The following is a 24,029-nucleotide window of genomic DNA, read 5'->3' as shown; positions in this document are numbered from 1 at the left end:
GTGCGTACGCTCGCTCCCGAGCCGAGGAGGTGCGGTCAGTGACGAGCACACCGGTACCGGGACAGCACGGGGCCCGACGCCCCACCCGAGGACACCAGCGGGCGCTGCTGCGCACCGCCTGCGCCCTGCAGCACGCCGTGCCTACCGGGTACGAGGCCACCGTGTCGTGGGCGTGGACGACCTCCGCCGGTGAACTGGTGCCGGACGTCCTGGTGCACCGGGTCGACGACGACCTGGCCCATGACGCTCAAGCTCTCGCGAGCACGCCCGTCCTCGCGGTCGACGTCATCGACGTCAGGGCCGACGACCTGGTCACCGCCTCCGGCCGCTACGCGGTGGCCGGCCTGGAGCACTACTGGGTCCTCGACCCGCTGGAGGGCACCTTCGACGCCTTCCGCTGGGCAGGCGGTGACATCGAGCGGGGCGTGTCCCTGCGGCGCGACGACCCGCCCACCGAGGTGTCCTTCGGCGTGGCGTCCGTGACGATCGACGTGGCCGCACTCCTCGGCTGAGGTCAGTCGCCCGAGACCGAGAAGTGCTGGTAGTCCTTCAGCGAGTTCCAGTCCCCGCCCCAGGAGAACCCGCGCGCCGCGAACGCCTCCACGACCGCGTCACCGGCGGTGATCCGCCCGGGTGCGGGGGAGCGGTCCAGGTGCGCGCGCCCCGCCTCCGGCAGCACGGTGGTGCCCCTCACGTACGGGTTCTCCACCGGGTTGACGTCGATCGCCGTGCCGTACGAGTGCTCGGAGAACCCACCCCCGCCGGTGGTGGCCCGGCAGTTGAACCCCGAGGTGTTGTCCGCGGCCATCGAGGCGTCGTCGGAACCGCCGAACGCCTCCACCGGCCGCACCGACGTGATCGGGAACCGCTGCGCGTACAGGTCGGCGAACACGTCGGCCACGGCCTGCGCCACGTCGGCGTGCACGACGATGCGCCCCAGCCGGCTCGCACCGGTGAAGTCGATGTGCGTGACGGTGACGGCGCGCAGGTCCTCCGGCGGCACCGGGCAGCCCGGCTGCCACGAGGCGTGCAGGTCCGCCGCGCTCACCGCGGTGATCGCCGAGACGTACGGCTGCCCGGACAACGCCAGCTCCGGTGCCACGGCCCGGTCGCGGCCGCCGACCGGGGGAGCGGCACCGGAGGCGGACGCGGTGGCGCCGGCGGCCAGCAAGGCGCTCACGGCGAGGACGGCGACGGTGCGTGCAGGGCGCATCACCGCACGCTAGCGCCCGTCAGCCCGCCGCGGGGGGCACCACGGCCGTCAGCCGCCCGTCGCGCAGCTCCAGCACGCGGTCGGCCAGGTCCACGCCCTCGTCCCGGTGCGCCAACAGCAGCACCGAGCGCTTCCCGCGCGCACCCACCAGGTCCGCGACCAGCGCCCGGCCCATCTCGGCGTCCAAGCCCTCGGACGGCTCGTCCAGCACCAGCACCGCCACGTCGGCGAGCAGCGCCCGCGCCATCGCCAGCCGGCGCCGCTCCCCGCCGGAGACGGGCGCGCCGCCGTCGCCGAGGCGGGTGTCCAGGCCCGCCGGAAGCGCCGCGAACCAGTCGCCCAGCCGCACCCGGTGCAGCACGTCGAGCAGCTCCGCGTCGGCGCGCCCGGGGGCGGCGAGCAGCAGGTTCTCGCGCAGACTGGTGGCGAAGACGTGCTCGTCGTCGGCGACCAGGCCCACCACCGCGCGCACGTCGTCCCCGGCGACCTCGCCCAGCGGCACCCCGTCCAGCTCGACGGTGCCGGCGCGCACGTCCAGGAACCGCATCAGCACCGCCCCCAAGGTCGACTTCCCGCTGCCGGAGGCCCCCCGCACGGCGACGACCTCGCCCGGCGCCAGGTCCAGGTCGAGACCGCGCAGCGCCGGCTCCTCCCAGCCGGCCACGACCCCGCGCAACCGCAGCACCCGGGCACCGCCGTCCGGCAGGGTGCGCGGGGCGGCGGGCTCGGTCGCGGCAGGCGGGGCGCTCAGCAGCTCAGCGCTGCGCCGGGCGGCCTGGGCGGCGCGGTGCCGGGCGCGCACCGCGTCCGGCAGGGTGCGGGTGGCCTCGACCACCACGGCCGCACCCAGCACCACCGCCGCCGCCCACGCCGCACCCGCGCCCGAGTCCCCGGCGAGCAGCGCCGGGCCCAGCACGGCCAGCCCGGCCCCCAGCGCCTGCACGGCCGCGGTGCCGGCCGCCGCCCACGCTCGCCGGCGCTCGCCGGCGGCCAGCTCGGACACGCTGCGATGCAACGGCTCCAGCGGGTGCGGGGCGCCCACGGCGAGCAGGTCCTCCACCCCCGCGGCCGTCTCGGTGCCCGCCTGCGCCAAGGCGGCCACGTCGTCGCGGTGCGCTTCGGCGCGCCGCTCCGCCCACCCGGCGGCCAGCGGCGCCACCACGGCCGCCACCACCAGCCCCGGCAGCGCCGCCAGCGCCAGCACCGGGTCGGCCAGTGCCGCGGCGCCCAGCGCGACGGCCAGCGCCAGCGCGGTGGCGGCCACGGGGTGCCGCCAGCGCAGCAGCGCGTCCACCCGGGCGTCGACGTCGTGCACGAGCTGCACCAGCAGGTCCCCGGACCTGCCCGCGCGCCGGCGCGTCAACGGCCCCGGCAGTCGCGGCACCAGCGCCGCCACCACCGCCGCGCGCAGCCGCGCCAGCTTCGACAGCGCCGCGTCGTGCGACAGCAGCCGCTCGGCCAGCACCAGCAGCGGGCGGGCGGTCGCACTGGCGCGCACCACCACAGCCGCCACCGACAGCGTCAGCACCGGCGGGCGGTCCGCCGCCGTGACGATCAGCCACGTCGCCGTCGCGGTCAGCGCCGCACCCGCCAGCACGGCCGTCGCCCCGGCCACCACGGCCAGCGCCGCGCGCACCCGCACCGACGACACCCACCACCTCCCCGGGGCGGAAACCAGCGTTTCCGCCCTCGCGGGAGTGCTCGACGGGGCGGAAACACTGGTTTCCGCGGGGGAGGGGTCGGCGAGGGGACGGGTCAGGGGGACGACGCGGTCAGCGGCCGCCAGCAGGGCGGGGCGGTGCGCGACCACCAGCACCGCGCACCCGGAGCCCGCCAGCTCCCGCAGCGTCGCGACCACGGCGCGCTCGGCGTTGGCGTCCAGGTGGGCGGTCGGCTCGTCCAGCACCAGGCGCCGAGCGCCCAGCAGCACCCCCAGGAACGTGCGGGCCAGCGCCAGGCGCTGACGCTGCCCCGCGGACAGCCCGCTGCCACCCTCACCGAGAGCGCGCGCCGGGTCCAGGTCGGCCGCCGCGGCCATCACCAGCGCCCGCACCACCTCCTCGGCGCTCGCGTCGCGCCCGGCGCACACCGCCTCGGCGACCGTGCGGGCGAACGGGAACGTGGGGCGCTGCGGCAGGTGCGCCAGCGCGTCCGCACCCAGCGGGTGCACGACGCTGCCGGTGTCGGGCACCAGCAGGCCCGCCGCCACCCGCGCCAGCGTCGACTTGCCGGCACCGCTGACCCCGGCCAGCGCCACCAGCTCACCCGGCGCCACGTCCAGGTCCACGCCCCGCAGCCCGCCCACCACGGCCGTGCCGTCGGCGCGCAGCACCCGCACCCCGCGCAGCCGCAGCCCGTCCGTCCGGCCACCGCGCGGGGAGGCGGTGGGCGCGGTGAACAGCGCGTCGACGTCGTCCACGACGGCGCCCGCGTCGGCGGAGTCGTGGAAGCGGGCCCCCACCTCCCGCAGCGGCCGGTACGCCTCCGGCGCCAGCAGGATCACCAGCAGCGCCGTGCGCAGGTCCAGGGCGCCGCCGGCCAGCCGCATGCCGGCCGTCACCGCGACCAGGCCCACCGACAGGGTGCCCACCAGCTCCAGTGCCGTGGAGGACAGGAACGCCACCCGCAGCACGCCCAGCGTGGCGCGGCGGTGCGCGTCCGTCGTCGCCGCCACCGCCTCGACCTGCCGGCCGGCGCGGCGGTGCGCGCGCAGCGTCGGCAGACCCCGCACCACGTCCAGGAAGTGCGCCGACAGGGTGCGCGCCGCCCGCCAGCGCCGCTGCGCGCGCGCCTGGGTGGCGCGGCCCAGCAGCACCGCGAACACCGGCACCAGCGGCAGGGTCAGCGCCACCGTCAGCGCCGAGCCGGGATCCAGCAGCGCCAGCAGCACCAGCACCACCGGCGGCAGCAGCGCCCCGGGCACCAGCGCCGGCAGGTAACGGGTGAACCAGCCGTCCAGGGCGGGCAGACCCTGCACCAGCAGGGCCGTCAGCCGGGCCGCGCCGAAGCGCTGCACCCCGTCCGGCCCCAGCTGCAGGGACCGCTCACCCGCGCGGCGGGTCAGGTCGGCGCGCACCGCGCTCGCGGTGCGCTGCGCCAGGGCGGTCGCCGCCCACGACGTCACCGCGCGCGCGGCCACCACGGCGCCCAGCAGCACCAGCGCGCGGGAGGCGTCGGCACCGCGCCACAGCGACACGACGAGGTCGGCCAGCGCGAACGCCTGCGCCACCAGCAGGGCGGCCGCGGCGGTCTCGGCGGCGGTCACGGCCGCGATGCCGGCGCGCGCGGGACGGGCGTGCCGCAGCAGGCGCGCGTCGACCGGGCCGCGCGGGCGGCGCCGATCGCTCCCCGTCGGGGCGGGAACACTGGTTTCCGCCGCTGCAGGGGCGCTTCCGGGGGCGGGAACGATGGTTCCCGCGGGGGAAGGGGCGGTGGAGGACGTGGGGATCGTCACCGCCCCGCCGCGGCCGGCACCGGGCGGCTGCGGCGGCCGGCGGGCGTGCCGGGACCGCTGGCGACGCGGCGGCGGAACACCCAGTACGACCACAGCTGGTACGCCACCACACCGGGCAGCACGACCACGCCGACCACGGAGATCAGCTCCAGCGCGCCCTCGGAGGCGGCCGCACCGCGCAGCGTGACGTCGCCGGCCGCGCTCAGGGTGCTGGGCAGCAGCACCGCGGGGCCGCCGAGCACGTGGGCGGTGAAGACCGCGACCACCGCGACCGCCACCGCCAGGCTGGAGGCGGTGAAGGCGAGCACCTCCGCACGCCGCCACGCGGCGAGCGCGGCCACGGCCAGCAGCACGGCGGCGGCCGCGACGGCGGGGTGGCCGGCGGCCACGAACACCGCGACCGCGCACGTGGCCAGGGCCGGGGCGCTCGCCACCGCCAGGCGCCGGGCGCGCACCCGCAGCACCCCGGTGGTGCGCAGGGACAGGAACGTCGCGCCGTGCACCGTGGCGAGCAGCACCCCGGCCAGGCCGCCGAGCACCGCCCACGGGCTGAGCATCGGCTCCAGCGACCGGGTCAGGCCGCCCAGCGCGCCGGCCCCGGCGTGCACCTCGCCGTCGGCGGCCAGGGCCAGGCCGTCCACCAGCACCCCCAGCACCGCGCCCCAGGTGGCCGCCAGCAGCAGCGAGGAGGCGGCCAGGAAGGCGTCGCAGCGCGCGTGCCAGCTCGCCGAGTCGTGCTTGCCGCGGAACTCCAGCGCCACCCCGCGCACCGCCAGCAGCAGCAGGACGGCGACCATCGGCAGGTACAGGCCCGACAGCAGCGCGGCGTACCAGTCGGGGAACGCGGCGAACATCACCCCGATTGCGGCGACCAGCCACACCTCGTTGCCGTCCCACACCGGGCCGACGGTGCGCACGGCGGCGCCGCGTTCGGCGTCGGTGCGGCCCAGCAGCGGGCCCAGGAACCCCACGCCGAAGTCGAAACCCTCCAGCACGAAGAACAGCACCCAGGCCAGGACGGCGATGCCGAACCAGATGACGGGCAGGTCCACGAAAGCTCCAGTTCCAGGGTGCGCAGGTGAGGATCAGTAGGTGAGGGCGACGTCGGCGTCGTCGTCCTCGGCGGCGTGCTCGCGCGGTACCGGCGCGGCCGGCAGTCCGCCGCGCACCAGGCGCGTCACCAGGACGGTCCACGCCCAGGCCAGCGCGCCGTACACGGCGGTGAAGGCGATCAGGCTGAGGGCGACCTCGCCGGCGCTCAGGCCGGGGGAGACGCCGTCGGCGGTGCGGTAGAGGCCGAACACCAGCCAGGGCTGGCGGCCGGTCTCGGTGAAGATCCACCCGAAGGAGTTCGCCGCCAGCGGCAGCAGCGGCAGCACCGGCACCGACCACAGCACGGTGGAGGCCAGGCGGGTGTCCACCGCGATCGGGCGCCCCTTGCGGGTGACCCACAGGTGCACCAGCGCCACGGCGGCGGCGAGCATCCCCACGCCGATCATCAGCCGGAAGCTCCAGAACGCCACGGGGATCCAGGGCGTGTAGTCGCCGGGGCCGAACTGCGCGGCGTAGGACTCCTGGAGCTCCTTCAGGCCCGAGACCTCGGCGGTGAAGGAGCCCTTCGCCAGGAACGAGAGCAGCCCGGGGACCTCCACGCTGAACGTGGGACGGTCCGATCCCGGTGGGGCGTAGGCGAAGACCGAGAACGGTGCCGCGGTCGTCGTCTCGTACAGGGCTTCGGCGGCGGCCATCTTCATCGGCTGCACGACGGTGATGACCTTTCCCAGCAGGTCACCGGTGACGGCGGTGAGCGCGCCACCGGCCAGGGTGGCCCAGGCGCCGAAGCGCGAGTAGGTGCGGAAGGCGGTGAAACCCTCGGAGCCGGCCTCGTGCCCGCCGCGCAGCAGGTGCCACACGCCCACGGCCATCACCAGCGCGCCGCCGGCCATCACGGCCCCGGCCAGGGTGTGCGGGAACGCGGCGAGATTCACCTCGTTGAGCAGCAGGTCGCGGAAGCTGCCCAGGCGGGCGCGGCCGGTGGCCTCGTCGATCGTGTAGGCGACCGGGTTCTGCATGAAGGAGTTCGCGGCGAGGATGACGAACGCGGAGATCGTCGTGCCGACGGCCACCACCCAGATGGTGGCCAGGTGCACCGCGCCGGGCAGCCGGTCGCGCCCGAACCACCACAGCCCCAGGAAGGTCGCCTCCAGGAAGAAGGCGAGCATCCCCTCCACGGCCAGGGTGGGGCCGAACACGTCGCCGTAGAAGCGCGCGAACTCGCTCCAGGACAGCCCGAACTGGAACTCCTGCACCAGGCCGGTGACCACGCCCACGGCGAAGGTGACCATGAGCAGCTTGCCGGTCAGCAGCGCCAGGCGGCCGAAGGTGGCGGCGCGCTCGGCGGCGCCGCGCCGGGCGAGCACCGCGGAGGCGGTCTGCAGCAGGGCGGCGAACAGCGACAGGCTGATCGAGAGGGGGACGAACAGGTAGTGGTAGAGCGTCGTGACGGCGAACTGCAGCCGGGTCAGGAGCTCGGTGTCCACGCGGGTGCCTCGGTGGTCTCGGAGGGGGCGGCGGGCCGCCAACTACGTGCTGTCGTAGATGTGTCCAGGATAGGTCCGTCGGTCCGGAATCGCTACGACAGGAGGTAGTACGACGAGTCGCGTTCGTCACAGCGATTCGCGTACCATGCCCTCGTGGCACTGGGAGAGCTCGAGCGCGACGTCATGGACCGGTTGTGGTCGGCGGGCACCCCGCTGACCGTGCGCGAGGTCCACGAGCAGCTCGCCGCCCACCGCAAGATCGCCTACACCACCGTGATGACGGTCCTGGACCGCCTTGCCAAGAAGAACGTCGTGCGCCAGCAGCGCGAGGGCCGCGCCTTCCGCTACAGTCCCGCCGCCAGCCGCGAGCAGATGGTCGCCGACCTCATGCTCGACGCCCTCGGCGACGTCGAGGCCGTGGACACCCGCCAGGCCGCCCTGGTGCACTTCGTCGGTGGCGTCTCACCGGCCGAAGCGGCTGCCCTGCGCGAGGCGCTGGACGCGCTGTCCCAGGGGGCGCCGCGCGGGGGAGAGACCGCCCCCGCTCCGTGAGCCCGTGCCGGCGCCCCGCGCGGGCACCGGGCCCGGGGTGGTGAGCCGGCGGTGACCGCCTTCTGGTTCGCGGCCCTGGCCGTGCTGCTCGCCGGGCCCGTGCCCGCCCTGCTGGCCCGCGCCCGCTGGACGTGGCGGGTGCCGCGCGCCGCCCTGGTCCTGTGGCAGTCCGTCGCGCTGGCCGCCGTGCTCGCCACCCTGGGCGCGGGGCTGTCGTCGCTGACGATGCTGTTCACCGAGCAGCCCGGCCTGCCCTTCCTGGCCCGGCACGGCCTGGCCCAGACCACCCTCATCGGCCTGGGCACCGCGCTCGTCGCCGTCGTCACCGTGCGCTTCTGGGCCGTGGCCGCCCTGGTGGGCGTGCGCACCCGACGCCGCCGGCGCCACCACCGCGAGATGGTCGACCTGCTGCACCACCGCGACGCCGCTTCGGCCGTGGACCGCGCGCTGCTCGGCGAGGCCGGCGCCCGGGTGCTGCGCGTGCTCACCGGCCCGGCCCGCGTCGCCTACTGCGTGCCCGGCGTGGGCGGCAACCGCGTCGTCATCAGCGACGCCGTCCTGCGCGAGCTCAGCCCCGAGGAGGTCGGCGCCGTCCTGGCCCACGAGCAGGCGCACCTGCGCGCCCGCCACGACCTCGTCCTGGAGGCCTTCACCGTCCTGCACGCCGCGTTCCCGCGCGTGGTCTCCTCCCGCACCGCGCTGGACACCGTGCGCCTGCTCGTGGAGATGCTCGCCGACGACGCCGCCCGCCGCCGCACCGGCTCGCTGCCGCTGGCCCGGGCCCTGGTGCAGCTGGCCTCCGCGCCCGGCCAGGGCGGCGGGGAGGACGCCGACGGGCAGGGCGGGCTGCGGGTGGGCGCCGACGCCGTCACCCGGGTGCGCCGGCTGGCCGACGAGACCCCGGAGGGCACCGACGAGCGCCCGGGGCGGCGCTCGCCGCACCGCGGGCTGGCCGCGGCCGCCTACACCGCCGCCGGGTGCGTGCTCGGGGTGCCGACCCTGGCCATCGCGGTGCCCTGGCTGACCTCCAGCTGGCGCGCCTTCGCCGGCTGACCCGCGCACGGGGCGCCGGGTCGCCGCCCCGCGCGCCTCCACCCCGCCGTGATCTTGCACGCGTGAGCGTTCAACCGTGCAAGATCACGACGGGGTGGGGGTGGGGGAGGTCACTGCTGCAGGAGGTAGACCTCCAGGCGCACCACGCCGGCCTCGGGGGAGCTGGCGTTGACCGCGCGCCAGAAGTCGCGCTTGGCCGAGCCGGCGAACACCTCGCCGGCGGCGGTGTCGAGCTGGGCGTTGACCCGCCGGGCCAGCGCCGTGCCCGCCGCGGGGTTCGACGCCGTGCCGAACGTCAGCACGAACGCCGCCCGGCGGCCCTGCGCCGCCAGGTCGCCGACCGCACCGGCCACCGCCGCGCGCACCGCCTCGTCCGAGGCGTCCCGCAGCGGCAGCTCCAGCACCACCGGCGCCTGCGCCACCCCGTCGGCCGGGGGGGCCGGCGGGGCGGGCGGAGCCGGCTCGGGCGTCGGCACCGGGGTCGGCGTGGGAGCGACCACCGCGACCGGGGCGGGCGGCTCCGCGCCGGCGCTGACCGCACCACCGGCCGCCAGGCCGATGATCGTCATGGCCAGCAGCGCGTCCGCGAAGACCCAGCCGGCGAAGCTGTGCGAGGTGTCCCGGCGCCTCACGAGGACACCCCCTGGTAGCGGCGGGCGACCGCCGGGCTCAGCGTGCGGGCGGCGGCCGCCACGAACTCCTCCTGCGGCTCGGCGTCCGCACCGCGGGCGGGCGGCACCCGCCCACCGACCCGGGCGGCCGGCGGCGCACCCGCGTGGCGCTCGGACGGGTAACCGTCCGAGGGGTAGCCGTTCGCGGCGTAGCGCGCCGCCACCCGCTGCTGCGGCGACGCAGACGTCGCGGCCTGCGCCGCCGGGGCGACCCGTGCGGCGGCAGCGGCGGTGGAACGGGCCGGGACGGGCTGGGCGGCGGACTGGGCGACCGGCTGAGCGGCGGGGCGCACCGCGGGGCGCGCCGCGGGCTGGGTCGCGGTCTGAGCGGCGGGGCGCACCGGCCGGCGCACCGGCTGCGGCTCGGCGCTGCGCTGCTGCGCCACCTGCCGCCCCACCTCCCGCTCGACCTGACGCTCCACCTGCTGCTCGACCTGCCGCACCGCGTGCTGCACGGCCTGCTGCGCAGCCTCGTGCGCCGCGTGGTGAGCGGCCTCGCGGGCCGCCTCGCGCGCCGCGCGCTGCGCAGCCTGGGAGGCGGCCTGCTGCGGCACGGCCTCCAGCATCGCGCCGATGCTGCCGGTCAGCTCCTCCTGCATCATCCGGCTCGCGTCGCGGTAGGCGCGGTTCACCTGCCGCACGTGGTCGTCCTGCGCCATGGCCAGGGTCTCGCGCACGTTCGACGAGACCGCGTCCTCCAGCGCCGCGCCGAGGCTGGCCAGCGCCCGGCCGGTGGCGTCGGCGTGCTCGTGCTGCACCGCCTCCAGCCAGCTCGGCACCCCGCGCATGTCGTGCGCGGCGGCGTCCAGGCGAGCCTCCACCCCGCGCCAGGTGTCCAGCACGGCGTTCTGCGCCTCCAGCAGGGCCGCCATTCGCTCGTCGTGGCGCGAGCGGCGCTGCTGCTCGTCGGCGGCGTCGTCCAGCCCGCGCACCGCCGCGCCCAGGGCGCGCTCGGCGGCCTCGGAGGTGCGCTGCACGTCCGCGCGCAGCGTCTCCATCGTCCGCGCCGCCTGCGCGGCCGAGGCCGCGACGTGCTCGCTGAACGCGTCACCGGTGACCGCGGTGACCTTCTCGATCGAGTCCAGCACGGTGCCCTGCAGGCGCTCCACGTGCGCGGCGGCCGTGCGGGTCAGTTCCGTGGTGACCTCCGCGGAGGCGGTGGAGATCTTCTCCACCGACTCGCGGGCGGTGGTGCTCAGGGCCTGCAGGTGGCCGGTGACCTGCTCGCCGAAGTCGGCGCTGTGCTTGCTCATGTCGCGCGCCGAGGCGGCCAGGTCCGCCATGGCCGCGCGGGTCTCGGTCGACAGCAGCGTCACCGAGGTGGTGACGCCCTCCACCGCGCCCAGGACCCGGTCGCGGCTGGCGAAGCTCTCGCGCAGCGCCTCGGCGCTGGCCTTCTCCAGCTGGCCCAGCGAACGCTCCAGGCGGTCGGTGGAGTCGCGCAGCGCCGCGCTGTGCTGGGCGCGGTCGGCGGCGATCTGCTCGCGGTGGTTGCCCATCGCCTCGGTGACCGCGGACTCCAGGCGGGTCGCCGCCTCGGCGACCCGCTCACCGCCGGTGCTCGCCGCGCCGGCCGCCTCGATCGCGGTGGAGCTCGCGGCGCGCACGTGCCCCACCAGGGTGCTGGTGTCGGCGTGCAGGCGGATCGTCTCGGCGACCAGGCGCCCCAGCTCGGTCAGGCCGCGCTCGAAGTGGGCACCCAGCTGCTCGGCGGCGTTGCTGCGGTGCGGGGCCAGGGCCAGGGTGGTGCGCGAGGCCAGCGCGCGCAGGCGGTGCCGGTGCGCGGCGTCGGCCGCGGCGGCCGCCTCGTCGTCGGCGCGGTGGCGGCGGTCCGTGGCGACGCTGACCGCGATGGCGGCGGCGATGAGCGCCACGGCGATCTCGGCGACGCGGTCCAGGGAGAAGAAGGTGCGCCCGCCGAAGCCGTCCAGCCACAGCTGCAGGAACGACAGGCCCTGCTCGGCCTCGCCGGCGGCGGTCATCTGCCCGTAGGCGCGCCCCGCGAACAGCAGGCCCGCCCACGTGACCATGACGGGCGCGAAGACCAGCACGGTGCGCAGCGCACCGGAGCGCAGCACGCTGCGCCGCTCGCGCGCCGGGGCGCCGGGGCCGTCGACGTCCAGGACGGCGAACAGGTCGCAGTCGGCCCAGCGGCCCAGGTCGTCCTGCGCGCGCAGCGCGCCCTCCAGGGCGTGCAGGGTGCCGGCGCGGTGCTCCTGCGCCTCCTGCTCCGCCAGCGCACGGGCCTGCCCGGCCAGGTGCAGCAGGCCCTCGTCCAGGGCGGTGCCGTCCAGAGCGGTGCCCTCCAGGGCGGTGCTGTCCACGGCGGTGCCGGGGACGTCGGGGGACTGCTGCGGGCTCGGCTGGTCGTCGATGAGCGTCATGTCCTGCCTCAGGTGGCTGACGGGGTGGGCGGCGCTCGCCGCGCTCGGCGGCGGGTCGATCGCTGCCCTCTTCTCGACGCGCGCGGCGCGCGGCTTGAGCACGCTGCGCGCACCGGTTGCTCCGGCCGGGGCGGACCGGGGCGCAGCGACGTCACCCGGTCGGATCGCCGGCGCCCACGCTCGGTGACCGGCCGGCGAGGGCTGGGCCGAACGGGTGGAGCAGGCGCCGATCGGCCCGGGAACCGGCCTCCGCGGGGCCCGCGCCCTCAAGGGGATCGCCCGGTGGGCCGATTGAGTGCTCGGGTGCAGGAAGCACCGGGAAGCGGCCAGGACGGCCACGTACGAGTTCAACGCCCCGGGTGGCAGCAGTGCCGCCGGGCCCGTCGGAGGGTTGCCCCGTGCCCGATCTCACCAGTGTCGCGCTGCACACAGCGCTGGACGGTCTGCAGGCGCGTCAGCGGGCCATCGCCGACAACATCGCCAACATCAACACCCCCGGCTACACCGCCAACAAGGTCTCCTTCGAGGCGTCCCTGTCCCGGGCGGTCTCCTCCGGCGACGCCCGCGCCGCCGCGACCTCCGGCATCACCACCGCCAAGTCGCTGGAGCCCACCCGCGAGGACGGCAACAACGTCAACCTCGACGAGGAGACGATCTCCAACATCTCCACCGGGCTGAGCTACCAGACGGCGCTGTCGGCGCTGAACTCCAAGTACTCGCTGCTGCGCACCGCGATGGGCCGCTGATGACGCGCCCCGCCGCCCGCCTCCCCGTCCCCGCCACCTGACCCGGAGCCCCCGAGACATGAGCATTTTCGACGCGATCGGCATCGCCGGCACCGGCGTCACGGTGAACCGCAAGTGGATGGACGCCGTCAGCGACAACCTGGCGAACATCAACACCGCCAAGCGCACCGACGAGGACGCGTTCGCCGCGCGCTACGTGGTGGCCACCGAGGCCGGTGACGGCAAGGGCACGCAGGTCGCCGGCATCGTCACCGGCAGCCCCGAGGGCCGCATGGTGCACGAGCCGGACCACCCGCTGGCCGACGAGAACGGGTACGTGAAGTACCCCGACATCGACATGAGCACGCAGATGACGAGCCTGATCATGGCTCAGCGCGCCTACCAGGCGAACCTGCAGACCATCACCGCGGCCAAGGACGCCTACCAGTCCGCCCTGCAGCTCGGGAAGGGGTGAGCGCGGTGAGCATCGAATCGATCGGCGCCGTCGGCGGCTCCCTCGGCACCCAGGCGGTCGGCTGGGGACAGGGCCTGGAGAACACGGACAACGCCCAGATGACCCGCGGGGTCACCACCGGGAACCAGGTCGTCGCCGGCACCACGGGCATCGCCAACCTCGCCGGTGTCACCGGCACCACCGGCACCGGGGCGGTCGGGGACGCCTCCGGCACCGACTTCGCCACGCTGCTCTCCGGTGGCCTGGACAAGCTCCAGTCCGTGCAGTCGAACGCCGATGACCTGGCTGTCAGGGCCGCCACCGGCGACCTGACGAACGTGCACGACTACATGATCGCCAGCAACGAGGCGCAGCTGGCGACCCAGCTGACCGTGGCGGTCCGTGACAAGGCCGTCGAGGCGTTCAACGAGATCATGAGGATGCAGATCTGATGGCGAAGAGCAAGGGGCCCGCGGCGATCGTCGACGGCGCCAAGCGCTTCGGAGAGGGTTTCAAGACCTTCTCCGCGGGCCAGAAGGCCGTCGTCATCGCGGTGCTCGTCGCTCTGGTGGCCGGCGGGCTGGCGTTCTCCCGCTGGGCGTCCACGCCGACGTACGCGCCGCTGTTCTCCAACCTCTCGGGGACCGACGCCAGCGCCATCGTCGAGAAGCTCAAGGCCGACGGCGTGGCCTACGAGCTCGCCGACAGCGGCACCACGATCATGGTGCCGCAGGAGCTCGTCTACGACGAGCGCCTGGCCATGTCCGGCGAGGGCCTGCCCGCGGACACCGAGTCCGGCTACTCCCTGCTGGAGCAGTCCGGGGTCACCACCTCGGAGTTTGTGCAGCAGAAGGCCTACCAGCGCGACCTCGCCAACGAGCTGGAGCAGACGGTCCAGTCCATCGACGGCGTCGAGTCCGCCGTCGTGAACCTGGCGATCCCCAAGAAGGACGTCTTCCTCGACGACCAGGCCCCCACCACCGCATCGGTCCTGGTCAAGCTCAAGCCCGGCAAGCAGCTGTCCAACGACCAGGTCACCTCCGTCGTCAACCTCGTCGCCGGCGGCGTGGAGGGCATGGACCCCGAGAACGTCTCCGTCGTGGACGACAAGGGCCGCACCCTGTCCACCGACGACTCCGGCAGCTCCGCGCAGCAGGAGAAGACCAGCGACTACAACGCCGCCCAGAGCGCGAACCTGCAGCAGATGCTGGAGAGCGTCCTCGGCGAGGGCAACGTCAAGGCCACCGTCAACGCGACGCTGGACTTCGACGACACCACCCGCAACTCCCTGGTGTACGAGCAGCCGGAGGAGATCGACCCCCTCGTCAGCAGCACCGACGTCGAGAAGTACACCGGCGGCACCGCCGGTGCGGCCACCGGCGTGCTGGGCCCGGACAACATCCAGGTCCCCGCCGGCGAGAACGGCACCAGCGGGTACGAGAAGACCTCCGAGACCCTGAACAACTCGATCAACCGCATCGAGACCACGACCAAGGAAGCCCCCGGGCAGGTCGAGCGCCAGTCCGTCGCCGTCGTCATCGACGCCGGCGACGCCGGTGCCGCCGACGTCAACGCGATCACCCAGCTCGTCACCCAGGCCGCCGGCCTGGACCCCGCCCGCGGCGACACCGTCACCGTGCAGAAGATCGCCTTCGACACCGGTGCCGCCGACGCGGCCGCCGAGGCCCTGGCGGCCGAGCAGGCGCAGGAGGAGCGCGACGCCCTCATCGGCTACGCCAAGACCGGCGCGCTGGCCCTGCTGGTCCTGGTCATGCTCATCGTGGTCCTGGTGGCCTTCCGCCGCCGCAAGGTCGAGACCGTGGACGTCCTGGACGTCGCCCCCATCGCGCTCGGCGACATCACCGCCGACGACGAGCTCAAGGTGCTCGACGCACCTGCCGAACGTCCAGTGGCGCTCGAAGCAGCACCCGTCGACCCGGCCCTGGAGGCCGCGGCGGCCCGCCGCACCGAGGTCGTCGAACTCGTCTCCCGCCAGCCCGAGGAGGTCGCGGAACTGCTCCGCGGCTGGCTCGCCGATCGGAGGTCCTGAGCCGTGACGTCCACCGAGCTCGAGGTCGCGCCCCTCACCGGGGCGCAGAAGGCCGCAGTCCTGCTCGTGCAGGTCGGCCAGGAGAACGCCGCCAAGGTGCTCTCCCTCATGCGCCCGGCCGAGATCGAGGAGCTGACCGCCGAGATCCTGCGCCTGCGCTCGGTGTCCCCGGAGGTCGCCGGCGTGGTCCTGGAGGAGTTCCACTCGATGATCGCCGCGCCGCTGCGCGGCGGCGCCGGCGGCATGGACTTCGCCCAGGCCCTGCTCGAGGGCGCCCTGGGCGCCGACGGCGCCGCCGAGGTCCTCGGCCGCGTCGCCGAGTCCCAGGTCGTGCAGCCCTTCCAGTTCCTGCACCAGGCCGACCCGCAGCAGATCCTCACCTTCCTCACCGGTGAGCACCCCCAGACCATCGCCCTGGTCGTGGCGCACCTGCGCCCCGACCAGTCCTCGATGATCCTGGGCGGGCTGTCCCCGGAGATGCAGGCCGACATCGCCTACCGCATCGCCACGATGGAGGCCACCAGCACCGAGTACGTGCGCCTCATCGAGGACGTCGTCCAGCGCCGCACCTCCACCGTCCTGCAGGCCAAGCAGAACACCGCCGTCGGCGGCGTGCAGCCCCTGGTGGACATCATCAACCGCGCCGACCGCGGCACCGAGCGCAGCATCCTGGAGGGCCTGGCCGCCAAGGACGCCCCGCTGGCCGAGGAGATCCGCGCGCTCATGTTCGTCTTCGAGGACATCACCACCCTCGACGACCGCGCCATCCAGCTCGTACTGCGCGGCGTCGAGACGGCCGACCTGGCCACCGCCCTCAAGGGCGTCAAGGACTCGGTGCGCGACAAGATCCTGCGCAACGTCTCCGAGCGCGCCCGCGAGAACCTCATGGACGAGATCGAGATGCTCGGGCCCGTCCGCACCTCCGCCGTCGAGGAGTCGCAGCAGAAGGTCGTGCAGGTCATCCGCCAGCTGGAGGAGTCCGGCCAGATCGTGCTGACGCGCGGCGGTGACGATGACTTCGTGGCCTGAGACCCGCGCCGGCACCACCCGGGCCTTCCGGCCCGCGGACACCTCCCCGTCCACCGGCCCGCGCCCGTTCGTCACCGCCCCCGGCGGTGGCGGCGCCTCGCAGCCGCGGGAGTTCACCGGCATCCGGCTGCCGCGCAGCGCGGCGGGCACCGAGGCCCTTCGCGCCGAGCGCGAAGCGGCCCGGACCGCCGGCTGGGCGGCCGGCTGGGCCGCCGGCATGCGGCAGGCCGCCGAGGAGGCCGCCGCCGACCGCCTGGCCGCCCGCCAGGCGGCCCAGGCGGCCGCCAGCGCCCACGCGGCGCAGCAGGCTGCCGCCCTGTCGCGCGCCGAGTCGGCCGTGCGGCAGGCCGCCGACGCGATCAGCGCCCAGCGCCTGCCCGCCGTGGCGGCGCTGGCCGACACGGTGCTCGAGCTCGCCCTGGAACTGGCCGGCGCCGTCCTGGACCGGGAGGTCACCCTCATGGCCTCCCCGGTCCACGAGGCCGTCCAGCGGGCCCTGCGCCCCCTGGACGACGAGCGCCCCGTCACGGTGCGCGTGCACCCCGACGACCTGGACGCCCTGACGGGTGACGTCCACACGGGTGACGACGCCACCGGGGCAGCGCTCAAGGAGGGCCCCGGCGCCGCCGATGCAGGACGCGTGAGCTTCCTGCCCGACCCCACCGTCTCCCCGGGTGACGCGATCGCCCGGCAGGGCGACACCGACGTGGACGCCGGCCTGCGCGCCAGCGTCGCGCGCGCCCTCGAGGCCCTGGTCTCGCCCGACGCGCTGGCCGGTGCTCCGGCCGCCGGGGGCGCCGGGAGCGCCGAGGTGACCGGGCAGCGCGCGTGAGCGCCCCCCTGGTCTCCTCGGCGCTCGCCGACGGCGTGCGCGACCTGCTGCGCCCGCAGCTGCGCCGCGCCGCCGAGGCCGCCCGCCCCCTCGTGCGCGGCCGGGTCAGCTCCATCGTCGGGCTGTCGGTGGAGGTCTCCGGCCTGGAGGCCGCCGTCGGCGAGACCGTCGTGCTCGGCGAGGGCCGCACCGCGGTGCCCGCCGAGGTCGTGGCCGCCGAGGGCGGCCGCCTGCGCTGCCTGCCCCTGGGCCACCTGACCGGCCTGGGCACCGGCGCGCCCGTGGTGGCGACCCGCCGCGCCCCCACCGTCCCGGTGGGCGCCGCGCTGCTGGGCCGCGTCGTGGACGCCCTGGGCAACCCCCTCGACGGCGGCGAGCCCCTGCACGCCGCCCCGCGCACCCCCCTGCACGCCGCCCCGCCGCCCGCCCTGCAGCGCCAGCGGGTGAACCAGCCCCTCGGGCTGGGCGTGCGGGCCCTGGACACCCTGGTGCCCGCCGGGCGCGGTCAGCGCTTCGGCATCTTCGCCGGCTCCGGCGTCGGAAAGTCCTCGCTGCTGTCGATGATCGCCCGCGGCACCTCGGCGGACGTGTCCGTGCTCGCCCTGGTCGGCGAGCGCGGCCGGGAGGTCCGCGAGTTCCTGGAGGACGACCTGGGGCCGGAGGGCCTGGCCCGCTCCGTCGTCGTCGTCGCCACCAGCGACGAGGCGCCCGTGGTGCGACTGCGCGCGGCGTTCACCGCCACCGCGATCGCCGAGTCCTTCCGCGACACCGGCGCCGACTGCGTCCTGATGATGGACTCCCTCTCCCGCACCGCGATGGCCCAGCGCGAGGTGGGCCTGTCCGTCGGTGAGCCCCCCGCCACCCGCGGCTACCCGCCGAGCGTGTTCGCGCTGCTGCCGCGGCTGCTGGAACGCGCCGGGCCCGGCGTCGTCGGCTCCATCACCGGCATTTACACGGTGCTGGTGGACGGCGACGACCACAACGAGCCCATCGCCGACGCCGCCCGCTCCATCCTCGACGGCCACGTCGTGCTGGACCGCCGCCTGGCCACCGCCGGGCACTTCCCGACCATCGACGTGCTGGAGTCCGTCTCCCGCGTCGCCAGCCGGGTCACCACGCCCGAGCAGCGCGCCCAGGCCACCGCGCTGCGGCGCGTGCTGGCCGCGCACCGCGACGCCAAGGAGCTCATCGAGGTCGGCGCGTACCAGCCCGGCGCGAACCCCGAGGTCGACGCCGCGGTCGCCGGCCTGCCCGCCATCAACGCGTTCCTGCGCCAGGACATCCACGACATCACGCCCGGCCCCGAGGCGTGGGCGCGCCTGGCGCAACTGGTCGCCACCCTGGGCGGTGCCCGGTGAGCGCCAAGGCGATCCTCGCGCTGCTGAAGCTGCGCAAGGTCCAGCAGGACGAGGCCAAGGGCGAGCTGGCCGCCGCCAACGCCGTGCTGCGCCGCGAGCAGCAGCGCGCCGCCCGCGTGCGCCGCGACCTGGGCGAGGCGCACCTGAGCGACGAGACGATGGCCGCCTGGACCGCCTCCGTGGCCCGCCGCGCCGCCCTGGTCTCCGACCTGGACGCCGCCCGGGCGCTCACCCGGCGCCTGGAGATGGACGTCACCGCCAAGCAGGCCTCCTGGGCCCGCGCCCGCCGCGCCGAGCGGTCCCTGGAGCGCGTCGTGGAGCGCCACGAGCTGGCCCAGGAGCAGGCGGCGCTGGCCGCCGACCAGCGCGCCCTGGACGACCGCACGGTCGCCGAGTTCGCCGCCCGCGCCCGCAGGCGCGCCGAGACCGAGGGGAGGACCCCGTGAGCGGCATCGCCGAGGTGCAGGCCCGCATCGCCGACATCGAGTCCCGCATCGCCGCCTTCAACGGCACCCGGGCGAGCACCGCGCTGCAGGCGACGGCAACCACGTCCGCCACGTCGGCCTCTTCCGTCTCCTCCGCCACGCAGTTCGCCGACGTGCTCGCCGGCGGCACCGTGACCCGCGGTACCCGCACCGTCAACGCGGCCTGGGGCGCCACGGGCGCCGCCGGCGCCTCGGGCACCACGGGGGAGCAGCTGCTCGCCGTGGCGAAGAAGCACACCGGGGTCCCCTACGTGTGGGGCGGCACCACCCCGGCCGGGTTCGACTGCTCCGGGCTCATCCAGTACGCCGGCAAGCAGATCGGGATCTCCCTGCCCCGCACCGCCGCTCAGCAGGCGAAGGTCGGCACCGAGGTGCCGAGCCTGGCGCAGGCGAAGCCCGGTGACCTGGTCGTCCTCGAGGGCGGCTCCCACATCGGCATCTACGTCGGCGACGGCAAGATGCTGCACGCACCCAAGACGGGGGACGTCGTGAAGATCTCCAAGGTCTGGGAAACCCCCATGACGATCCGCCGGCTGGGCACCACCGCCGCCACCACGGCCGCCGCCGGCCTGGCCGCGGCCGCCCTCGTGACGGGCACCACCGGTGCCGCAGCCACGGACAGCACCGCGTACGTGCGGCCCGCGTCCCTGACGACGTCGAAGTCCGCGCCCTACGACGCCGCCTTCACCGCCGCCGAGGGCAGGTACGGCCTGCCCACCGGGCTGCTGTCCGCCGTCGCCAAGCAGGAGTCGGGGTACGACCCCGACGCCATGAGCCCCGCCGGTGCGATCGGGCTGATGCAGTTCATGCCCGGCACCGCCCGGGACGTCGGCATCGACCCCCGTGACCCGATGCAGGCCATCGACGGCGCCGGCAAGCTCCTCGCCTCGCACCTGAAGACCTTCGGCTCGCTGGAGAAGGCGCTGGCCGCCTACAACGCCGGCCCGGGCAACGTGCGCAAGTACGGCGGCATCCCGCCGTTCAACGAGACCCAGAACTACGTCAAGAAGATCATGGCCAACCTCGGGAGCGCCGCGTGAGCACGCAGACCATCTCCACGCTGACCGGCGCGAGCCCGGTGCCCGCCCGCGAGGACCGCCGCGGCAGCACCGACGGCGGCGCCGAGTTCGCCCGGTCCTTCGGCCGTGCCGTCGACGACCTCGACCAGCGCGCCGCCGAGCCCCTGGACCGCCGCGCTCCCGAGCGCGACCGTTCCGCCCACCGCACGCCCGAGCGGACCGCGGAGCGCTCCACCGAGCGGGCGGCCGACCGGACCGCTGAGCGCGGCGCGGACGACGCCCGCCGGTGCGCCGAGCCGCTGCGCCGCGAGCACCACCGCCCCGACGCCCTGCGCCGCCCGGACGACCGGCGCCGTGCGGAGACCGGGAGCGGGCAGCGCACCGCCGCCCGGACCCCCGGGACCGCCGCGGCCGGTGCGACCGGTGGTGCTGCTGGTGCCGGTGACACCGTTGAGGCCACCACCGACGGCGCTGCGGCAGCGCAGGCGACCGACGTGCCGGTCCACGCGCTCGTCGACCCGGCGCTGCTCGGCCTGGTGCCGCCCGTCACGGCTCCGCTGAGCGCACCGGTGGCCGTCGCGTCCACCGGTGCGCCGGTGGGAGCGGGGGAGACCCCCGTGGTCGCCACCGGCGCACCCCTCACCACGGCCACCGCCGCGACACCGGCCACGGCCGCGCTGCCGACCGCGCCGCCGACCGCGCCGCCGACCGCGGTGACCGCCGCAGCGGCCGGGGACGTGCCCGCCGGGGGTGCTCCCGCCCACGCCGCACCGGCTCCGGCCGCCGGTGGGTCCGCACCTGCCGCCGCGCCGGCTCCGTCCACCGCGCCCGTCACCGCTGCGGCGACCACGGCGGTCACCGCCACCGGCACGGGTGCCGCACCCACGGGCACCGTCCCCGCTGGAGCTGCGCCTGCCGCGGCGGTGCCAGCCACGGCTGCCCCGGCCGCCGCTGCCCCGGCCGACGCGGTCGCGGCCACGGCGCAGGCGTCCACCGCTGCTGCGGCCACGGCTCCCGCCACCACCGCTGCCCCGGCGGTCCTGGCGACCGCCGCGCTGCGGCCCGCCGCCCTCAACGGGCAGGGGGCCGCGTCGCCGGTGAGCACCGCACCCGCCGGTGAGGCGGCCGGTACCGCGGCCCCGGCGCCTGGTGCCCCGGCGATCGGGGCGCCGCTGCCGGCCGCAGCCGGTCAGGGCGCCGCCGGTGGCGGCACCGGTCAGCCCGGTGGCCAGCCCGGTGGCCAGCCGGGTGGGTCCGTGGCTCCGCCGCGCCCGGAGGCCGCCGCCCCGCAGCCGGTGGCCCCGGCCGCCGGTCCCGTCGTGCCCCAGCCCGCGACCACCTCCGGCGCGCCGGTGGCCGCCCCGGTGACGCAGGACGTCCCCGCGGCACCGGTCGGTCAGGTGAATGCCCCGGTCACCGGCACGGCCACCACGGCCGGTGCCGCGCCCGCCGTGGCGACCACCTCGACGCCGCCCGCGCCGCTGCCGCTGACGAACCCGATCGCCTTCGCCCAGGGCCTCAGCGCCCGCCTGGAGAAGCTGCCCGCCGCCACCGACGCCGTGCACCGCATGTCGGTGGAGGTGAACCCGCTCGGTCTCGGTCCGGTGCAGGTCAGCGCCGAGGTGCTCGACGGTGCCCTGAGCGTGCAGCTCACCGGCGCCTCCGACGCAGCGCGCCACGCGCTGCGCCAGGCCGCCGGCGACCTGCAGCGCGAACTGACCGGCACCTCCTTCACCTCCACCACCGTCGAGGTGCGCGCCGACTCCGGCGCCGCGCAGCAGCGGCAGGGGAGCGAGCCGCAGTTCGGCGGCCAGGGCGGCAACCGCTCCGGTGCCGGGCAGCAGCACGGCTCCGGAGCCCCGGGGCGTCGCGGCACGCTGTTCGGTGCCGACGAGCCCCGGTCCGTCCGCCAGGCGGCTGCGGCCGCCGCCGAGGGCCGGCTGGACCTGCGCGTCTGAGCGGGGGTCCCCGGGGATCTCATCCCGGGGACCGGTGAACCGCCCGGACGGGCTACAGACCGCCACCCGAACGACCGAAGGAGGAGCATGACCATCGATGCGGCCAGCGGATCGAACCCGTACGCGTCCCTGATCGCCAACTCCGACGCCCTGACGCAGACGGAGTCGGCGAAGAACGCTGGCAGGTCCGACACCAGCGCGAAGGCGGCGGACAAGACCGCCGAGGACAAGGACACGTTCCTGAAGCTCCTGGTCGCCCAGCTGCGCTACCAGGACCCGTCCAAGCCGGTCGACTCGACGCAGTTCATCGCGCAGACCGCGCAGTTCTCCTCGCTGGAGGCCATGCAGGACATGGCGAAGAGCTACACCCAGATGCTCTCCGGACAGGACAAGCTGCAGGCCAGCGCACTGATCGGCCAGACGGTGTCGTACACGGGCACCGACGGAACGACGGTCACCGGGGTCGTGCGCTCCGCGTCGTTCACCACGTCCTCGGCCGGCGGCACGGGCGGTGAACCGGTCCTCGACGTCAACGGCACCAAGGTCGTCCTGTCGAAGGTCACCGCCTTCGGGGACACGAGCACCACCTCGGCGACCACCACCGCGACCGCGTCCACGACCGCGTCCACGACCGCGTCCACGACCGCACCCGCGACCACGCCGACGACCGCACCCGCGACCGAGTCGTCGACCCCGGCGGCCGGCACGTCGGAGACCACCGAGCCGGACCCGACCGCGGCGTCCGCCTGACCCCCCTGACCGCTCCTCCCGTCCCCGTTCAGCCCTTCGAAAGGTCTGCACCATGCTCCGTTCCATGTTCTCCGGCGTCAGCGGCCTGCGCTCGCACCAGACGATGATGGACGTCGTCGGCAACAACATCGCCAACGTCAACACGTCCGGCTTCAAGAGCTCCAACGTCGTCTTCGCCGACACGCTGTCGCAGATGACCAAGGCCGCCGGTGCCCCCACCGCCGCCAACGGCGGCACCAACCCGTCGCAGGTCGGCCTGGGTGTCCGCGTCGACGCCATCGCCCAGAACATGACGCAGGGCTCGGCGCAGGCGACCGGCAAGTCGACCGACCTCATGCTCAGCGGCGACGGCATGTTCGCCGTCCAGCAGGGCGACGGCGTCTTCTACACCCGCAACGGCTCCTTCACCCTCGACGCCGAGGGCTCCGTGGTGACCAACGCCGGCGCCTACGTCATGGGCTGGAAGCCGGACGCGAACGGCAACGTGAACACCAACGGACAGGTCGAGAAGCTCGTCATCCCGTCCGACACCGTCATGCCTGCCAAGCAGACCGACGAGGTCGACGTCACCGGCAACCTGGACAAGAGCTCCAGCGGCGCCAGCGATGCGGCGAAGGGCATCGTCACGTCGGTCGCCGCCTACGACGAGCAGGGCGTGGCCCAGACGGTCTACCTGCGTTTCGTCAACGAGGCCGGCACCGACAACTGGACCGTGACCTCCTCCACGGACCTCGAGGAGGACCCGGCGACCTGGGCGCCGGCCGGCACCTTCAACTTCAATGCCGACACGGCGGCCACGCCCCCCACCGTCAAGGGCCAGAAGGCCACCACTGCGGGCATCACGGTCCTGGCAGGTGACAGTCCCACGGGGGAGCCCATCACCGTCGACATCAGCGCCCTCAGCGGTTTCGTGGGCACCACCGGCAGGAGCAACGTCGAGTCGAAGGGCAACGGTGCCCCGATCGGCACCCTGACCAGCTACTCGTTCGGCACCGACGGTGTCATCACCGGCTCGTACTCCAACGGCTACAAGCAGACCCTCGGCCAGGTCGCCATCGCGACCTTCAACAACTCGGCCGGCCTGGTCAAGGAGGGCAACTCCCTCTACAGCGTGTCGACGAACTCCGGAAACCCCGTCTTCGGCATCGCCGGCGACGCCGGCCGCGGCACGATCCTCGCCGGCAGCCTGGAGATGTCCAACGTCGACCTGTCCGCGGAGTTCACCAACCTGATTCTCGCCCAGCGCGGTTTCCAGGCGAACTCCCGCATCATCTCCACCTCCGACGACATCCTCCAGGAGCTCGTCAACCTCAAGCGCTGATCCCCGTAGCGCTGTCGATCGACGCCCTCCCGGACCGCGTGGTGCGCGGCCCGGGAGGGCGTCTCTCGTTGCAACGCAGTGACTCTGCGTACATCAACGCGCATCCATTAGCACGAACGGGTGCATGAGGCAACCCCCACTCAGGTCCCGCCCCACCGCGCCGATGGTAACGGTGAAGCCG

21 protein-coding genes are annotated in these 24,029 nt (G+C 75.4%); 15 read left to right on the top strand and 6 right to left on the bottom strand.

What is annotated here, in order from left to right:
* Positions 1 to 38 precede the first annotated feature (38 nt).
* The gene (locus ACRYR9_RS06410; protein ID WP_432491127.1) at positions 39 to 512 is read left to right on the top strand and encodes a Uma2 family endonuclease; all 474 of its coding nucleotides are present in this window, start codon (positions 39 to 41) and stop codon (positions 510 to 512) included.
* 2 nt (positions 513 to 514) lie between these two features.
* Here ACRYR9_RS06410 and ACRYR9_RS06405 read toward each other — a convergent pair whose 3' ends face one another.
* The 4 genes from ACRYR9_RS06405 to ACRYR9_RS06390 all read right to left on the bottom strand — a co-directional run bounded on the left by ACRYR9_RS06405 (position 515) and on the right by ACRYR9_RS06390 (position 7,207).
* Positions 515 to 1,213, bottom strand: a complete 699-nt coding sequence (locus ACRYR9_RS06405) for a M15 family metallopeptidase (RefSeq protein WP_432491125.1) — start codon at positions 1,211 to 1,213, stop codon at positions 515 to 517.
* 19 nt (positions 1,214 to 1,232) lie between these two features.
* Positions 1,233 to 4,478, bottom strand: coding sequence for a thiol reductant ABC exporter subunit CydC (cydC, locus tag ACRYR9_RS06400; RefSeq protein ID WP_432491123.1), 3,246 nt, complete (start codon positions 4,476 to 4,478; stop codon positions 1,233 to 1,235).
* A 185-nt stretch (positions 4,479 to 4,663) separates the two neighbouring features.
* Positions 4,664 to 5,719: a cytochrome d ubiquinol oxidase subunit II gene (cydB, locus tag ACRYR9_RS06395; protein WP_432491121.1), complete on the bottom strand. Its 1,056-nt coding sequence runs from the start codon at positions 5,717 to 5,719 to the stop codon at positions 4,664 to 4,666.
* A gap of 33 nt (positions 5,720 to 5,752) precedes the next feature.
* A complete protein-coding gene (locus ACRYR9_RS06390; RefSeq protein WP_432491119.1) occupies positions 5,753 to 7,207 on the bottom strand; it encodes a cytochrome ubiquinol oxidase subunit I in 1,455 nt (484 codons plus the stop codon).
* A gap of 153 nt (positions 7,208 to 7,360) precedes the next feature.
* Here ACRYR9_RS06390 and ACRYR9_RS06385 point away from each other — a divergent pair, with 153 nt between their 5' ends.
* Positions 7,361 to 7,759 carry a BlaI/MecI/CopY family transcriptional regulator gene (locus tag ACRYR9_RS06385; protein WP_432491117.1) on the top strand — a complete coding sequence of 133 codons (399 nt, stop codon included), beginning with the start codon at positions 7,361 to 7,363 and terminating at the stop codon, positions 7,757 to 7,759.
* A 51-nt stretch (positions 7,760 to 7,810) separates the two neighbouring features.
* Positions 7,811 to 8,812, top strand: a complete 1,002-nt coding sequence (locus tag ACRYR9_RS06380; protein ID WP_432491115.1) for a M56 family metallopeptidase — start codon at positions 7,811 to 7,813, stop codon at positions 8,810 to 8,812.
* A 110-nt stretch (positions 8,813 to 8,922) separates the two neighbouring features.
* Here the strand turns inward: ACRYR9_RS06380 and ACRYR9_RS06375 are convergent, their stop codons facing one another.
* Positions 8,923 to 9,444 carry a hypothetical protein gene (locus tag ACRYR9_RS06375; RefSeq protein WP_432491113.1) on the bottom strand — a complete coding sequence of 174 codons (522 nt, stop codon included), beginning with the start codon at positions 9,442 to 9,444 and terminating at the stop codon, positions 8,923 to 8,925.
* The gene (locus tag ACRYR9_RS06370) at positions 9,441 to 11,969 is read right to left on the bottom strand and encodes a coiled-coil domain-containing protein (RefSeq protein WP_432491111.1); all 2,529 of its coding nucleotides are present in this window, start codon (positions 11,967 to 11,969) and stop codon (positions 9,441 to 9,443) included. Before ACRYR9_RS06370 ends, ACRYR9_RS06375 begins: the two co-directional genes overlap by 4 nt.
* A 296-nt stretch (positions 11,970 to 12,265) precedes the next feature.
* On the opposite strand from ACRYR9_RS06370, the gene ACRYR9_RS06365 reads away from it, so the two are divergent.
* The 12 genes from ACRYR9_RS06365 to ACRYR9_RS06310 all read left to right on the top strand — a co-directional run bounded on the left by ACRYR9_RS06365 (position 12,266) and on the right by ACRYR9_RS06310 (position 23,848).
* Positions 12,266 to 12,613 carry a flagellar basal body rod protein FlgB gene (locus ACRYR9_RS06365; protein ID WP_432491109.1) on the top strand — a complete coding sequence of 116 codons (348 nt, stop codon included), beginning with the start codon at positions 12,266 to 12,268 and terminating at the stop codon, positions 12,611 to 12,613.
* Positions 12,614 to 12,671: 58 nt separating this feature from the next.
* A complete protein-coding gene (gene flgC / locus ACRYR9_RS06360; protein WP_432491107.1) occupies positions 12,672 to 13,067 on the top strand; it encodes a flagellar basal body rod protein FlgC in 396 nt (131 codons plus the stop codon).
* Positions 13,068 to 13,072: 5 nt separating this feature from the next.
* Positions 13,073 to 13,498 carry a flagellar hook-basal body complex protein FliE gene (gene fliE, locus ACRYR9_RS06355; protein ID WP_432491105.1) on the top strand — a complete coding sequence of 142 codons (426 nt, stop codon included), beginning with the start codon at positions 13,073 to 13,075 and terminating at the stop codon, positions 13,496 to 13,498.
* Positions 13,498 to 15,096, top strand: coding sequence for a flagellar basal-body MS-ring/collar protein FliF (fliF, locus tag ACRYR9_RS06350; RefSeq protein ID WP_432491103.1), 1,599 nt, complete (start codon positions 13,498 to 13,500; stop codon positions 15,094 to 15,096). Before fliE ends, fliF begins: the two co-directional genes overlap by 1 nt.
* Positions 15,097 to 15,099: 3 nt before the next feature.
* Positions 15,100 to 16,125, top strand: a complete 1,026-nt coding sequence (fliG, locus tag ACRYR9_RS06345) for a flagellar motor switch protein FliG (RefSeq protein ID WP_432491101.1) — start codon at positions 15,100 to 15,102, stop codon at positions 16,123 to 16,125.
* Positions 16,109 to 16,957 (top strand): FliH/SctL family protein, encoded by an 849-nt coding sequence (locus tag ACRYR9_RS06340; RefSeq protein ID WP_432491099.1) that lies wholly within the window; start codon positions 16,109 to 16,111, stop codon positions 16,955 to 16,957. Before fliG ends, ACRYR9_RS06340 begins: the two co-directional genes overlap by 17 nt.
* 35 nt (positions 16,958 to 16,992) lie before the next feature.
* Positions 16,993 to 18,315: a FliI/YscN family ATPase gene (locus tag ACRYR9_RS06335; RefSeq protein WP_432491188.1), complete on the top strand. Its 1,323-nt coding sequence runs from the start codon at positions 16,993 to 16,995 to the stop codon at positions 18,313 to 18,315.
* Positions 18,312 to 18,761, top strand: coding sequence for a hypothetical protein (locus tag ACRYR9_RS06330; protein WP_432491097.1), 450 nt, complete (start codon positions 18,312 to 18,314; stop codon positions 18,759 to 18,761). Before ACRYR9_RS06335 ends, ACRYR9_RS06330 begins: the two co-directional genes overlap by 4 nt.
* On the top strand, positions 18,758 to 19,840 hold the full coding sequence (locus tag ACRYR9_RS06325; protein WP_432491095.1) for an NlpC/P60 family protein: 1,083 nt from the start codon (positions 18,758 to 18,760) through the stop codon (positions 19,838 to 19,840). The genes ACRYR9_RS06330 and ACRYR9_RS06325 overlap by 4 nt, the downstream gene beginning before the upstream one ends.
* Positions 19,837 to 21,777, top strand: coding sequence for a flagellar hook-length control protein FliK (locus tag ACRYR9_RS06320; RefSeq protein WP_432491093.1), 1,941 nt, complete (start codon positions 19,837 to 19,839; stop codon positions 21,775 to 21,777). The genes ACRYR9_RS06325 and ACRYR9_RS06320 overlap by 4 nt, the downstream gene beginning before the upstream one ends.
* A gap of 87 nt (positions 21,778 to 21,864) precedes the next feature.
* Positions 21,865 to 22,527: a flagellar hook capping FlgD N-terminal domain-containing protein gene (locus tag ACRYR9_RS06315; protein ID WP_432491091.1), complete on the top strand. Its 663-nt coding sequence runs from the start codon at positions 21,865 to 21,867 to the stop codon at positions 22,525 to 22,527.
* A gap of 52 nt (positions 22,528 to 22,579) precedes the next feature.
* Positions 22,580 to 23,848, top strand: a complete 1,269-nt coding sequence (locus ACRYR9_RS06310) for a flagellar hook protein FlgE (protein WP_432491089.1) — start codon at positions 22,580 to 22,582, stop codon at positions 23,846 to 23,848.
* The last annotated feature ends 181 nt before the right edge of the window (positions 23,849 to 24,029 follow it).

This window comes from Kineococcus auxinigenes (assembly GCF_050871525.1).
GTDB lineage: Bacteria > Actinomycetota > Actinomycetes > Actinomycetales > Kineococcaceae > Kineococcus.
This window is presented reverse-complemented; position numbering and strand designations above follow the sequence as displayed.